Here is a 13074-nt window from a genome sequence, read left to right as displayed (position 1 = left end):
GAAGGCAGAGAGCAATTGGCTCCCTGCTTTTGTGCTTAACTAAAGTGGTGTGAAGAATATGGAATCCAATGTAACTGAATTTGGAAAACTAGCAAACGGTGAGGTCGTCACCGAATATACCATCACTAACGCAAACGGCGTGAGTCTGCGTGCGATTAGTTATGGGGCAACTTGGACGGGCTACTTTGTGGCACCGGACAAGAACATTATTCTCAACTTTGATGACCTTCATGAATACGAAACGAACCCATTTCACGTTGGCAATACGGTTGGTCGCGTGGCTGGTCGCTTAAAAGGCCACCAGTTTGAAATAGCGGGGCAACCCGTTCGCTTGCAGCCAAACGAAAATGACAATGTGTTGCATAGTGGCAGTGCTGGGGTTGATCAACTTAACTGGAAAGGTGAAATCTTTCTGAATGAGCACGATGGTGAAATTCGGTTTACCGCTCATCAAGATAACGAATTTCCGGGCTCACTGGAAATGATGGTGATTTATAAGCTGGCGGATACCAATGAAGTGAGCATCACGTATCAAGGCTTGAGTAGTGAGGAAACACTGTTTAACCCAACGACACACGTGTACTTCAATTTGGAAGGACCAGATGCGTCCGTTAAGGATCAATACATTCAGTTGTTCGCAGATAAGCACATGGAAGTGGACGGTGAAAAATTACCAACCGGCAAACTGGCAGACGTGACCGATACGGTGTATGATTTTCGTAACCTAGTTAATCTGGGAGAGAAAACCCGGCAACTTGGTGGGAACGAGCAGTTTGATGATGTTTTTCGGAAAATGGACGTTTCACCGATTGGTTTTATGACGGATAGTCACCAGAAAAATACGTTGGCAATTAGCAGTGACCGCAATGGCATTGTGATTTTTAATGCTAATCCGAATGTGATTGGTAAGTCGGATGATTGGATCGCGGCACATCCGGATAATGGATTAGCGATTGAGCTCCAGACGCTGCCAGATGCCATCCATCACGATGATTTTGGCGACATTGTGTTGCCGGCAAATACAATTAAACGTTACACATCAACTTTTCTTTATGCGGAGGAAGACTAATGAAATTCGAAGATATTAAGGGATTTGCATTTGATTTAGACGGTGTCATCGCGGATAGTGCGCGTTTGCACTCAAAGGCTTGGCACCAAACAGCTGACACAGTTGGTACCACATGGACCCCTGAATTGGCCGAAAACTTGAAGGGTGTCAGTCGAATGGATTCGCTCGAAATGATTTTGAAGGCGGGCGGTCACGAAAATGAGTACACACAAGCACAAAAGGAAGAATTAGCTACAGCGAAAAACACGCAGTACCTGGAGTTGGTTAAAACACTGACACCCGATGATGTTTTGCCAGGAATGAAAGCCTTCTTGGATGAACTCAAGGCAAACGGCTACAAGATGTCAGTTGCTTCAGCCTCAAAGAATGCGCCAACCATCTTGAAGCAACTCAAAGTCATGGACTATTTTGAAGGCATCGTTGATCCTGCTAAGTTGCATGCAGGTAAACCAGATCCTGAAATCTTCAGCCTGGCAGCCGATGTGTTGGGCCTTGCACCAGCAAACGTTGCCGGCCTTGAAGATTCAGGTGCCGGAATTCAATCAATTAATGCAGCCGGTGAACTCTCAATTGGAATTGGATCTGAATTGAGTGAAGCTGCAGTTCGATTTGATCGGACAGATGAGGTGTCGTTAGCGGCCATTAAGGCAAAATTGGCATAGTTTTGATGAGTAAATTTCTCCAGTTATGCTAAACTGTTAGTATTAAAAGTTTGGAACTGGGGATGTTAAACATGGAAGATGTCAACATGTGGCTAGCAGTGGCTGCTAAGTACGCTGCGATGCAAATTGACCGAAAGCTCCAACCGTATCATTTAGGAGCGAGTCTCTATTACTTCATCCTGAAGATTCATGATCATCCAGGAATTTCACAGTACGAGCTTAACGATATTATCTATATTGATCAAAGCGGGATTGCTAGAGGAATCCAGCAATTAGTTAGTTTAGATTACGTTAACAAAGTCCGTAATCCGGATGATAAAAGAACCGCCAATTTATTTTTGACGGATTCGGGTAAGCGCGTCTATGAAATGGTTGCGAAGGAAATTGACGAGCAAAACGCAGCATTGATTGCGCAAATTCCTAAGGGTCGTCAAGAACAATTTGGTAAAGACTTAAAAAAAGTTGGCGAACAAATTTATAAATTAATGATGAAACCGGGTAATGAGTAGTACTTACCCGGTTTTATTTTGCAATAAATATGTATGTACATACATATTGTTTTACTTTTGGCGTGATGCCATGTAGAATGGAGTCGGTTTAAAAGTTCATTAATTCACAAAAAGGGGGAGCTGAGTTTAAATGATTTTGGTAACTTCAGCAAACGGACATTCAGGACAATTTATTATTAAGCAGTTGGTCAAGAACGGGTATGACGTGCGAGCAACCGATATTTCTCCAGAGACCGAGCAATTAAAAGACACGCTAGGGGTAAAGGAAGTTGTTGTAGGGGATATTACAGATATTCGTACGATCCGACAGGTGGTCAAGGATGTGGACCAAATCGTGCACATTCCGCCACTATTTATTGCCGAAGAGGCGTTGGTGGGTAACTATCTCATTAACGAGGCAATTAAAGCTGAGGTTAAGCAATTTGTCTTGATTTCAGTTACGCATTCGATTATGAGCAGTTTGCTTAATCATGCGGCCAAGCGACTTGTCGAGGAACACTTAATGTATCAAGAGCTAAAGCACCATTTTAACTACACGATTTTGCAGCCAATGCACTATATGCATAATTTCGATCCCAACGTAGTTCAAGACACTGGAAAATATGGCATCTTTTATAAAACGGATACCAAATTATCCTACGTTGATCCAGATGATGTAGGGGAAGTCGTCGGCAAGGTATTAGCAGATCCCGAAAAACACAACCGTGCTACCTATGAATTGGTGGGTTCAGACTTTCTCTCACCAAATGGGTTAGTTCAAGAATTCAACGAGTTAACTGGTGAGCATGCTGTTGCAGAACAGGTAACTGATTTAGATGCGTTCATGGATCAAGTTGGATTTTTAAATGTATACGGACGTGAATCAGTGAAACACTTGGCAGAAACCTATTCTGATTATGGCTTAGCCGGCAATCCTAATGTTTTAGCGTGGTTGTTAGGGCGTCAACCAACGACATTTAAAGAATACATTAGCAAACAACTTAAAACACGGGGGAATTAATGATGAAAATAACTGCAGCAGTTGCGCATGATTTTGGTAAACCAGTCAAGATAGAAGAGGTTGACCTTGATGAACCTAAAAATGATGAAGTCAGAGTTAAACTGGTAGCAACTGGGATGTGTCACGCAGATATTCTGGCGACTCAATTTCAAATGACCCCACTACCAGCTGTTTTGGGGCATGAGGGTGCTGGAATTGTCGAACAAGTTGGACCTGGTGTTACTAATTTACAGGTGGGCGATCACGTAATTTTAACCGTGGCGTCTTGTGGGGAATGTGACCAGTGCTTGTCCGGTCATCCAGCAGAATGTCGCCGGGTGAATGAACTTAACTTTGGTGGGAACTACGCAGATGGGACTAAGCGATTACACCAAGGTGATCAAGAATTGGGAAATTACTTTGGTCAATCCTCATTTGCCACTTACGCAATCGTCAACAAACGTTCAGCTGTCAAAGTAGATCCAGAATTGGACTTAAAGTGGTATGGGCCACTTGGGTGTGGTCTGAATACGGGTGCGGGCGCTATTCTCAATGTTTTTAAGCCTAACGTTGGTGATTCGGTAGCAGTCTTTGGTACCGGAGCAGTTGGCCTGGCCGCCATCATGGCCGCTAAAATGCGAAACGTCCAGCAAATCATTGCCGTTGATATTCACGACAATCGCCTTGAGTTAGCCAAGTCACTGGGTGCTACGACGGTCGTAAATAGCCGCGATTTAAAATCGGCGGACGAAATTGCTGATGCTGTCAAACAAGTAACGAACGGCTATGGGGCCAAGTACACTCTGGATACAACTGCAGTCAGTATGGTTTCCTTGGCTGCCGTTAAGTCATTAGATATTATGGGAACGGCTGGCCTTGTGGGTGCCACTCAAGAGCTCAAGATGAACTTCACGGCAGATATGCTGGCAGATAATCGTCGCCTAATGGCAATTACTCAGGGTGACTCAGTTCCACAACTATTTTTGCCACAATTAATTGAAGCTCATAAAAAGGGTCAATTTCCATTTGAAAAGTTGGTTAAATTCTATTCATTAGCAGATATTAATCAGGCAATGGCAGAATCGCTGGATGGATCAGTGATTAAACCGATTATTACGATTGATGAAAATGCTTAAAACTCGGCTATTAGGTTAGTGTGAACTCGTTGATGGTAAACTACCGTTAGCGAGTTTTTATTTGAGGTGAAAATATGACAATCAAACAAATACAAGTTAACGAAGTTGGGGATGCTGAGTGGCGGTTGTTGCTTGAAGCAGATCCTGATCGGACGGTTGTACTGACATACCTGGCAGACGCTGATATTTTTGTGGATTAACACGAGCAGCAAACAGTTGGCATAATTGTTGTGAAGTCGCTCAATTCGACGGATAGCGAAGTCATGAATTTATCAGTGAGTCCAGCCTGGCAACATCAGGGAATCGGTCGTGGTTTGCTAAGCTTTGCTGTACAAAACTGTAAGGTAGCAGGTGTTAAACATTTGGTGATTAGGACGGGCTATCAGTCGCCACAGCAACGCATTTATGAACAATTCGGTTTTCAAATAGTATCAGTAGCAAAGGATTACTTTGTCCGGCACTACGCCGAGCCTATTTTTGACGCAGGTCAGCAATTAAAGGATCAAGTGACGCTAAATTTAACCATTGAAAAATAATAAACTGTTTGGATAAAACTGATAGTAAATTTTTTAATTAGCTAAATTGTCAAAACGCAATTAATTAACTATAATAAGTAAGGAAAAGTAAGGAATTGAATGAAGGTGGTAATCAATGATGTATGAATCGAAGAAGCAGTTTTTGAGTAAGGTAACTGCTAAGGGACAAATTACTATTCCTAAGGCAGTAAGGGACGATTTGGGGATAGATACGGACTCGAAATTACGATTTATCCAAAATAGTGCTGATTCCTATCTGATAAAAGTGGAAGAGACGGATTCTTTTTGGAATCGCGTTAACGAGAATGTTTCCCAGTATGGACCGATTGATGATAGTCCGGAAATTAACTGGGGACCAGATGTTGGTGCGGAGGTTATTGATTAGTATGATTGAACAAGGTCAAATCTATATGATTGATTTAGAACCAAGTAAAGGCACTGAGACCAAAAAATTACGTCCTTACTTGATTGTTAGCAATAACTCGTATCAAAAAGTATTTAATACAGTGATCATTGCGCCAATAAGTTCCTCTAGAAAATACTTGGAGCCTCGATTTTCAAGCCTACCTTTTTTTGTGGAGGTGCCACTGAATTCGAAGGTGACTGGGACCATTTTATTGCAGCACTTAAGAAGCATTGACCCAAGCATTAGAATCAAATCAGAGCCACTTTTGAAATTAGATAAAAATTTAATTGAACAGATCAAAGAGACAATTATCCATGAATTTTAATTGAAAGTCGCCACAGCTAGTTTTGAAAATTGCGATGAATCTGTTGACAATTTTCACTCGGGCGACTATATTACCGTTTAGTTAGTTTATAAAAACAAAAACTAAATAAAAAGCGAACTAAATTTATGGAGGCTAAATCATGTCAGATCAAACGAGTCGTTTAATGGATCTTTTCAGCAAGTTGATGATGCAACCGTTCTTTATCGGGTCAATTAGGCGTAACGAATATGTACATCGTCAGGGGGACCTTCAAACTGGGCGTGGACGTGAGCGCTTCTTGAAGCTCCTGAGCAATCAGGATGGTTTAACCAACAGTGAAATCGTTGAGCTTTTAGATATTCGTCCAAGTTCAGTTAGTGCGATGGTCAAACGGTTAGAGGAGTCGGGAATCGTTGAACGGCGGCCGTTAGCTTCGGACGGGCGCAAGTCAGCCGTTTATCTAACCGAAAAGGGGAAGAAATTGTTGGATTCAGCTAGTCAGAATCATGATGAAATTTCTGAGCTATTTTTCGATTCACTAACTTCAGAGGAACAAGCGCAACTACGCGATTTGCTTAGCAAATTGCTGGACAGAATGGCAGAGTTCCAAATGCCTGAAGGAAAGGCCAAAATGATGAAATTCATGCGTCATGGTCATCCATTTTTCCCGGGAGGACCTCGTGGCTTTAACCATGGAGATTGGCACCAAGACCCATTTCAGCAAGATGAATTTAACGGTAAATAAGAGGGTAAGTAAACATGCGAGAAACAATGCCAGCACCAACAAGACAAAAATTTAACTTAAAAGAATTCTTCGGACTCATTAATCAAACGAAGCCGGCTTATTGGCAATTCGGAATTGGCCTCTTTTTGGGAATTATTGGAACCGGAATTCAACTCTTTGTGCCTAAGATGGCTGGAGACTTAATCAACACACTAAAGTCCCATGTGAACACTGAACTGATTTGGCTAGTCGTGGGTTTATTTATTTTTAGTGCGGTCATCAATGCAGTTTCCGGCGCTATTCTGGGTTTCTTCGGTGAAGACGTAGTTGCCAAGTTATGAAACCGGTTATGGGATAAGCTACTTCATTTGAGGGTATCCTACTTTGACCACACTAAGTCCGGCGAAATGACTTCTCGACTGGTCAACGATTCGACGCAAATTAAGGATCTTTTGGCCACTGCAGTTCCCCAAATGATGCGTTCCTTGCTGACGATTGTGGGGTCATTGGTCATTATGCTCACCATGGACTGGAAGATGTCGGCCATTATGTTTCTTTCCATTCCGGTCGTGCTACTTGTCATGTTTCCGATTCTACGACGAATGGGGGAAATTGGCCGTCAACGCCAAGATACTTTGGCACAATTCAATGGTGATACGGGCGAAACGCTTGGTGAAATTCGCTTAGTGAAGTCCTCTAACGCAGAACTATACGAGGAACAACATGGTCACGATGAGGTACAAAAACTGTATCGAATCGGTCTCAAGGAAGCGATTTTTGATTCGATTGCTGGGCCACTGATGATGGCCGTCATGATGATTTTGATTATCGGTGTACTAGCTTACGGGGCAAGTCGGGTTGCTCACGGAACCATGACAATGGGAACAATGTTTGCCTTCTTAATGTACCTGTTCCAACTTATGGGACCGGCTTCTACACCGGGGAATTTCTTTAGTACCTTAGCGAAAGCAAACGGGTCTACTACCCGGGTTCGGGATCTTCTCAACGAGCCTGAAGAGGATATTTTGAAGGCAACTGGCCTAAGTGTTGACAATCAAACGCTCAAGGTGAAAAATGTGAACTTTGCGTACGACCCTGAAGAACCTATTATTCAGGACCTGTCGTTCGAGGCTAAGCCGAATACGGTTGTAGCCTTTGCGGGACCTTCTGGTGGCGGAAAGTCGACCATTTTCAGTTTACTGGAACGTTACTATGAACCAAATTCCGGACAAATTTTAATTGGCGATCAACCGATTACTGAAATGGGATTGGCTGATTGGCGGAAGCAAATTGCTTTCGTTTCCCAAGACTCCGCAATGATGGCGGGCACCATTCGCTTTAATTTAACCTATGGCTTAACGGATGATTACAGCGATGATCAGTTATGGCACGTGCTTGACTTAGCGTTCGCCGCTGATTTTGTGAAGCAAATGCCAGACGGCCTCGACACGACGGTGGGTGAGCGTGGCGTTAGACTATCAGGTGGACAACGGCAACGAATTGCAATTGCACGGGCATTCCTTCGCGACGCTAAAATTCTGATGCTGGACGAGGCCACGGCCTCCCTAGACTCAGAGTCCGAAGAGATGGTTCAAAAAGCCATTGAGGAATTGATGAAGGGTCGCACCACCTTAGTGATTGCGCATCGGTTGAGCACCATCGTAAATGCAGATACGATTAATTTCGTTGAAAATGGCCATGTGAGCGATAGCGGGACCCACCGAGAACTGCAAGAAAAGTCACAACTGTACCGGGAGTATGTAAAGACGCAGTTTAATGAATAAGTGCTAAGTATTAAAAAGTACTCGTAATCGATTTTCGTCGGTTGCGAGTACTTTTTTGATGGTGAGTGACCTGATTTAGGATTTGTGTTTTTGACGAAATCGGTCAATGATGCCGACTATAAGGAACATGAAGGCAAAACCTAAGGCACATTCGCCGAGTAACGAAAGATAGTGGAAGAAATAAAATTTTTCCCATCGCGATAGCGCCTCCAGAAAATAGTCTGAATATCTCGGTTAATGATTTAACACAAATAGGCTTCGACCAGTGCTAATTGCATGGATCGAAGCCTATTCTTTTAAATTTTATTTAATATCTTTTACTAAAGCACCTAAAAATTCATCCGCTGTTCCAACAAATCCGAAGTCAGAAACGTTGAAAATTGGTGCATTGGCATCCGTGTTAACGGAAACGACCTTAGTGGCATTTTCCATTCCGACTGTATATTGAACGGCACCGGAAATTCCAAGGTTAATCAAAAGGTCTGGGGCAATCGTATTCCCACTTTGACCAATCTGGCTTTCGTGGCTGAACTTAGGATTATCAGTTAATGGACGAGAGACACCGACCATCCCACCAAGCTTAGCGGCAGCTTTTTCGGCTAACTCGATGGTTTTATCGTTGTTCGCACCACGACCGAGTGCAACCACAACTTTTGCGTCGGCGATGTTAGCAGCGCTGTTGATGATTGGCTTTTCACTGACTACTTCAATGTTGGCTTCAGGGTGGAAGGTAAACTCGGCAGCAGTGATTTTAACGTTTGCGCCGGCAACTTTTTCCGCTTTGAAGGTGTTAGGACGTACCGTGGCCATTTGTGGGCGGTAGTCAGGACAAAGGATTTCACACATAATGTCGTCGCCGTAAGTTGGCTTAACTTGAACGAGGTCTTCGCCATCGTAGTAGACGTCCAAGCAATCAGCGGTTAGACCGGTGTTGAGCTTAGCCTGCAAACGTGGCGCAACGGAGCGACCGTGAACCGTGGCAGGGAAGAGTAAGCCGTTTGGGGTGTCCTTGTTAATTACTTGTTGTAAGGCATCGGCTAACTCGCCGTCACTAGCCTGTGCAAAACCATCATCCTTTAAAACGACGATTTCGTCGGGACCATAAGCCTTTACGGTGCTTTCTGCCTCCGTCTTAGTTGATTCAGCCAGCAATGCCACGACAGGGCGGCCGTTGGCAATTTGACGAGCTTTGGTGATCAATTGTAAGCTAGTTGGCTCAACACTTTGACCATTTAATTGAATGTAAACCCATAATGCATTACTCATGTTTTTGCCTCCTAGTTGTTCAATTCTGTTAGTAATTTAGTAACGGCAGCTGCAGCGTTTTGTGGCAACATTTCGATTTGCTTAGCTGCTTTATCTGGTGAGTAAACTTTGCGCACGATAGTTGGTGAGCCGGCCTGACCAATTCGACTTTCATCAAGGTCAAGATCCTTTTCTGACCAAACCGTCACGGGTTTCTCAAAACTAGTTTGGATATTCAAAGGTGTCTCGTAGCGTGGTTTATTCATTTCTGCACGAACAGTTAAAACGGCAGGTAAAGTTACTTTAACTTCTTGGACCGAATTATCAAGCAGACGGGTGCCGACAAGCACGTTGTCATCATGTAATTCAACACCTTCTGCAAACGTAATTTGTGGAATATTGAGGTCTTCCGCCACGATTGGGCCAACTTGGCCGGTATCTGCATCAACGGATTGACGACCGAAGAGGATTAAGTCTACGCCACCAATTTTCTTGATGCCTTCTGATAGCGTGTAGGCAGTTGCCAATGTATCTGCGCCACCGAATGCCCGAGAACTCATGAGGACAGCAGAATCGGTGCCCATGGCCAAACCATCACGAAGGGAGCTCATGTAGCTGTCAGGTCCCATGCTGAGTAAAATAACTTCGCCACCAGCTTGTTCCTTCAACTGAAGAGCGGCCTCAATAGCGTTACGGTCGTAAGTGTTAATATCGCCTTCGACGTTTGAACGCGCCAAGTTGTTGGTTTTTGGATCAATTTTGACGTCGCCAACTGGCACTTGTTTGATACATACCACAATTTTCATTATTGAACCGCTCCTTACTTGTTAACTTCTTTTAGTGAGATTTCCATGTTCATCTTTTCAACGGTACCTTCAGCAATTTCCATTGCGCGGGCGTCCCGGATGAGGTGTTCAATCGGATATTCGCGACTGTAGCCATAGCCGGCTAAGATTTGAAGGGCCTTGTCACCAGCTGAGACAGCGGCACGGCTTCCGTAAGATTTAGCCATTGCGGCAACTTCAGAATAGGGTTCGCCAGCAACTTTGTTACGGGCACCGTCTTCATAAAGCAGCTTCGTATTCTGCTTGGCGATGGCAATATCCGTTAACTTTTCTTGAATGATTTGGAGCTCGTAAAGTGGGGTATCCAGTGCTTTACGTTGTTTGGTGTAATCGATAGCGATTTGGAGTTCATGCTCCAAAATGCCAGTCAGCACGGCACCCATCAGAACGCGGGCATCGTCATGAGCGTTATTACCGATATCGTGGCCTTCACCAACAGTTCCTAATAGGTGGTAACTTGGCACAACGATGTGATCCATCACGATTTCACCAACTGGCGTACCACGCAGACCGATAAAGTCTTCACGTTTTCCGAATGAAAAGCCTGGCATGTCTTGATCGACAACGAAAACGGCCATTTGGTCATCTTCGGTCTTTGCAAGGACACAGTAAACTTCAGCTAGACCACCGTTTGTGATCATAATTTTATCGCCGGTGATGACCCAGTTATCACCTTGTTTAACGGCACGCGTTGAAATACCAGCGGGGTTAGAACCACCAGAGGCCTCCGTTTGAGAGAAAGCAAAAATACGCTTCGTTGCAGTTGGTAAGTACTTTTGGTTAAGTTCGTCTGTTCCGTATTTCAAGAATTGCTCAACAGTCTTGAAATGACCTTCAAGTGTGACGGCCATACTAGCGTTACCCTTAGCCATATGGTTGAGGGCTTCGGCAGCGGCAATAAAGTCAAAGCCAGCACCGCCAAATTCACGCGGTAATGTCATGCCTAACAACCCGTTATCAACAACTTTTTGGAATAAGCCTTCTGGGTAATCTTGATTTTTATCAATGATCATATCCAAGGGCGCTAACTCCGTTGTCGTGAAATCAACAATCATTCGTTGCAACATCTTATTTGCGGCAATTTTATCTGCAGTCATAATTTCATCCCTTAATTATATTATTCACAATCTCAATTATGCCAATAATATATAACGAAATATTCCGATAGTCAATGTTTAGTTTGTCACATTTTTGTGAAATCGCTTGATATAAAGGGATTATCTGCTATCATAAAAATAATTATTAAGATTTTCAGGGGACATAGTGATGAATATCGAGAAGTTTATTGAAACGCGAAAAAAGTTAGGCTATACACAAACCACGTTGGCAAGCGGGATTTGTACACAAGCTACCATTAGTAAGTTTGAAAAAAACGGTAAGATGATTTCAACAACTATCTTAGTGAAACTTTGTAATCGATTGGGTCTCTCTTTAAATGACATTTTTCCAGATATGGAATCAGAGAATCGAGACTACTCGAAATTGTTGGATCAAGCAGAATTCGACCTCATTACGAGTGACTACGAAGATGCGTTTAAACAGCTTGATCAAATTGAATTTGATCAATTGAATAGTGCCGACCGCAAAATGCAGTTTCTGTATGTGCGGGGATTTAGTCTGGCGCTAAGTGGCGACTTAGAAAAGGAAGCTATTTTTTGCTTTGAACAAATTTTAAATGGTTTGGACGAAAGTCATGAAACCATCTACTCACAGTTAGCATATGTCGGATTAGGATTAACGTACGCACAAGCTGGGGATGCTGAACGGGCAGAGTTCTTTTTTGCCAAGATGCCAGAACGCCTGAGCCAAATTACGAAATCGGATACGAGTACAATCTGGAAACGAATGAGTATGCTGTTTTATACTGGTGAATTTTATGCAAGTGTCGGAGACTATGAGACCAGTGATTCACTCCTACAAGAGGTGATTAGTCGTAGTTCTGAGCGCCACGTTACCTTCTATACGGCGAGAGCTCAGTTTCAACTGGCTAAAAACTGGTTTGACGAAGGCGAAGATTTAGCAAAGGCGAAAGCAATGCTTCGAGATGCGGACGCATTTGCCCGTTTTAACCACAATGACAAGCTTTTAGCCGCCATACGTCAATTAAGTGTTCAAAATAAATCTTAAAGTTTTCATAAATAAGTAATAATTTATTCAAACCTTTCAACTATTCTTATAGTAGATAAAGTTGAAGAGGTGATCAGGATGGATGTCATACCATATAAACTATTTCTCAGAAAATTTGGCACAATGCACCGAACGATTAAGAGCAAAGACTTATTCGCCATGTTGTCCGTACCAACTCGCGACCAGCAGGATTTTTTGCGGTTTCGTGATCAGGTGTTACGTCTCCTGATCATCATGAGCGATTATCGGTTGCGATTTCAGCTCGTATACGTGGGTAATTTACTTGATGAAGTCATCATTAATAAACCCGGACAATGTGCTTACCTAACCTACTCACGCCGTAAAGATTTGGTCCTAACTGAAGCTGAAGAAAAAAGTTTACTTAAATTTGAGACGTGCTACCATATCGAAGAAATTTTAAATCCTGATGTGACGCGGAGACGCGCAACGTTAAACGCGTTTGATCGGATGTCCAAAAAAGAAGTGCGCTGGTACGAGCAAGCCATTAAGAAACGTGAGGCAGCACCAGAGCGGACGCTGGAAATTAAAACGCCCGTGTGGCCTGGGTTAGAAAAGCGCGATTATGCTTAGGTTTGAATGGAGAAAACAGCAGCATCTTTAGACAGATGGCGCTGTTTTTTAATGTAACAAACATTTCAAATGCATGCTAAAGTTTTACGATTTAATGAGGATTTGGTGGGGATTGTTGACGCACACCATTTTCTGACGGAAGATGACTTTAGCTATG

At 43.2% G+C, this 13074-nt stretch carries 14 protein-coding genes and 2 pseudogenes; 13 read left to right on the top strand and 3 right to left on the bottom strand.

What is annotated here, in order from left to right:
- Positions 1-58 precede the first annotated feature (58 nt).
- The 11 genes and pseudogenes from LOSG293_RS01170 (at position 59) to LOSG293_RS01125 (ending at position 8109) form a co-directional block, all read left to right on the top strand.
- A complete protein-coding gene (locus LOSG293_RS01170) occupies positions 59-1069 on the top strand; it encodes an aldose epimerase family protein (RefSeq protein ID WP_034526031.1) in 1011 nt (336 codons plus the stop codon).
- Positions 1069-1731 carry a beta-phosphoglucomutase gene (gene pgmB / locus LOSG293_RS01165; protein ID WP_034526028.1) on the top strand — a complete coding sequence of 221 codons (663 nt, stop codon included), beginning with the start codon at positions 1069-1071 and terminating at the stop codon, positions 1729-1731. The genes LOSG293_RS01170 and pgmB overlap by 1 nt, the downstream gene beginning before the upstream one ends.
- A 71-nt stretch (positions 1732-1802) precedes the next feature.
- Positions 1803-2240, top strand: coding sequence for a MarR family winged helix-turn-helix transcriptional regulator (locus tag LOSG293_RS01160; protein ID WP_051907153.1), 438 nt, complete (start codon positions 1803-1805; stop codon positions 2238-2240).
- 130 nt (positions 2241-2370) lie between these two features.
- Positions 2371-3240 (top strand): SDR family oxidoreductase, encoded by an 870-nt coding sequence (locus tag LOSG293_RS01155; RefSeq protein WP_034526026.1) that lies wholly within the window; start codon positions 2371-2373, stop codon positions 3238-3240.
- 2 nt (positions 3241-3242) lie between these two features.
- A complete protein-coding gene (locus tag LOSG293_RS01150) occupies positions 3243-4355 on the top strand; it encodes an NAD(P)-dependent alcohol dehydrogenase (protein ID WP_034526024.1) in 1113 nt (370 codons plus the stop codon).
- Between the two features lie 74 nt (positions 4356-4429).
- On the top strand, positions 4430-4555 hold the full coding sequence (locus LOSG293_RS10240; RefSeq protein WP_268870185.1) for a hypothetical protein: 126 nt from the start codon (positions 4430-4432) through the stop codon (positions 4553-4555).
- Between the two features lie 15 nt (positions 4556-4570).
- A pseudogene (locus tag LOSG293_RS01145) lies at positions 4571-4891 on the top strand (GNAT family N-acetyltransferase); the annotation flags it as partial.
- Between the two features lie 115 nt (positions 4892-5006).
- Entirely contained in the window at positions 5007-5276 is a 270-nt protein-coding gene (locus LOSG293_RS01140) for an AbrB/MazE/SpoVT family DNA-binding domain-containing protein (protein WP_051907149.1), read from the top strand.
- A 1-nt stretch (position 5277) separates the two neighbouring features.
- Positions 5278-5622 (top strand): type II toxin-antitoxin system PemK/MazF family toxin, encoded by a 345-nt coding sequence (locus tag LOSG293_RS01135; RefSeq protein WP_034526022.1) that lies wholly within the window; start codon positions 5278-5280, stop codon positions 5620-5622.
- A gap of 139 nt (positions 5623-5761) precedes the next feature.
- Positions 5762-6346 (top strand): MarR family winged helix-turn-helix transcriptional regulator, encoded by a 585-nt coding sequence (locus LOSG293_RS01130; RefSeq protein WP_051907147.1) that lies wholly within the window; start codon positions 5762-5764, stop codon positions 6344-6346.
- Between the two features lie 14 nt (positions 6347-6360).
- A pseudogene (locus LOSG293_RS01125) lies at positions 6361-8109 on the top strand (ABC transporter ATP-binding protein).
- 303 nt (positions 8110-8412) lie between these two features.
- Here LOSG293_RS01125 and LOSG293_RS01120 read toward each other — a convergent pair.
- The 3 genes from LOSG293_RS01120 to LOSG293_RS01110 are packed head-to-tail and all read right to left on the bottom strand — an operon-like array spanning position 8413 to position 11296.
- Positions 8413-9375 (bottom strand): electron transfer flavoprotein subunit alpha/FixB family protein, encoded by a 963-nt coding sequence (locus LOSG293_RS01120; protein ID WP_034526018.1) that lies wholly within the window; start codon positions 9373-9375, stop codon positions 8413-8415.
- Between the two features lie 11 nt (positions 9376-9386).
- Entirely contained in the window at positions 9387-10160 is a 774-nt protein-coding gene (locus LOSG293_RS01115) for an electron transfer flavoprotein subunit beta/FixA family protein (RefSeq protein ID WP_034526014.1), read from the bottom strand.
- A gap of 14 nt (positions 10161-10174) precedes the next feature.
- Positions 10175-11296, bottom strand: coding sequence for an acyl-CoA dehydrogenase family protein (locus LOSG293_RS01110; protein ID WP_034526012.1), 1122 nt, complete (start codon positions 11294-11296; stop codon positions 10175-10177).
- Positions 11297-11465: 169 nt separating this feature from the next.
- Here LOSG293_RS01110 and LOSG293_RS01105 point away from each other — a divergent pair, with 169 nt between their 5' ends.
- Positions 11466-12326: a helix-turn-helix domain-containing protein gene (locus LOSG293_RS01105; RefSeq protein ID WP_034526009.1), complete on the top strand. Its 861-nt coding sequence runs from the start codon at positions 11466-11468 to the stop codon at positions 12324-12326.
- A gap of 78 nt (positions 12327-12404) precedes the next feature.
- On the top strand, positions 12405-12917 hold the full coding sequence (locus tag LOSG293_RS01100; RefSeq protein WP_034526006.1) for a hypothetical protein: 513 nt from the start codon (positions 12405-12407) through the stop codon (positions 12915-12917).
- The last annotated feature ends 157 nt before the right edge of the window (positions 12918-13074 follow it).

The organism is Secundilactobacillus oryzae JCM 18671, assembly GCF_000740055.1.
Classification (GTDB): Bacteria; Bacillota; Bacilli; order Lactobacillales; family Lactobacillaceae; genus Secundilactobacillus; species Secundilactobacillus oryzae.
The sequence above is the reverse complement of the archived record's forward strand: the minus strand, read 5'-3'. Positions and strand labels throughout refer to the sequence as shown.

What these genes read in the sequence shown, in the direction of transcription:
- LOSG293_RS01170 (WP_034526031.1), top strand. Translation starts at nt 59, where the DNA reads ATGGAATCCAATGTAACTGAATTTGGAAAACTAGCAAACGGTGAGGTC.
- pgmB (WP_034526028.1), top strand. Translation starts at nt 1,069, where the DNA reads ATGAAATTCGAAGATATTAAGGGATTTGCATTTGATTTAGACGGTGTC.
- LOSG293_RS01160 (WP_051907153.1), top strand. Translation starts at nt 1,803, where the DNA reads ATGGAAGATGTCAACATGTGGCTAGCAGTGGCTGCTAAGTACGCTGCG.
- LOSG293_RS01155 (WP_034526026.1), top strand. Translation starts at nt 2,371, where the DNA reads ATGATTTTGGTAACTTCAGCAAACGGACATTCAGGACAATTTATTATT.
- LOSG293_RS01150 (WP_034526024.1), top strand. Translation starts at nt 3,243, where the DNA reads ATGAAAATAACTGCAGCAGTTGCGCATGATTTTGGTAAACCAGTCAAG.
- LOSG293_RS10240 (WP_268870185.1), top strand. Translation starts at nt 4,430, where the DNA reads ATGACAATCAAACAAATACAAGTTAACGAAGTTGGGGATGCTGAGTGG.
- LOSG293_RS01140 (WP_051907149.1), top strand. Translation starts at nt 5,007, where the DNA reads ATGATGTATGAATCGAAGAAGCAGTTTTTGAGTAAGGTAACTGCTAAG.
- LOSG293_RS01135 (WP_034526022.1), top strand. Translation starts at nt 5,278, where the DNA reads ATGATTGAACAAGGTCAAATCTATATGATTGATTTAGAACCAAGTAAA.
- LOSG293_RS01130 (WP_051907147.1), top strand. Translation starts at nt 5,762, where the DNA reads ATGTCAGATCAAACGAGTCGTTTAATGGATCTTTTCAGCAAGTTGATG.
- LOSG293_RS01120 (WP_034526018.1), bottom strand. Translation starts at nt 9,375, where the DNA reads ATGAGTAATGCATTATGGGTTTACATTCAATTAAATGGTCAAAGTGTT.
- LOSG293_RS01115 (WP_034526014.1), bottom strand. Translation starts at nt 10,160, where the DNA reads ATGAAAATTGTGGTATGTATCAAACAAGTGCCAGTTGGCGACGTCAAA.
- LOSG293_RS01110 (WP_034526012.1), bottom strand. Translation starts at nt 11,296, where the DNA reads ATGACTGCAGATAAAATTGCCGCAAATAAGATGTTGCAACGAATGATT.
- LOSG293_RS01105 (WP_034526009.1), top strand. Translation starts at nt 11,466, where the DNA reads ATGAATATCGAGAAGTTTATTGAAACGCGAAAAAAGTTAGGCTATACA.
- LOSG293_RS01100 (WP_034526006.1), top strand. Translation starts at nt 12,405, where the DNA reads ATGGATGTCATACCATATAAACTATTTCTCAGAAAATTTGGCACAATG.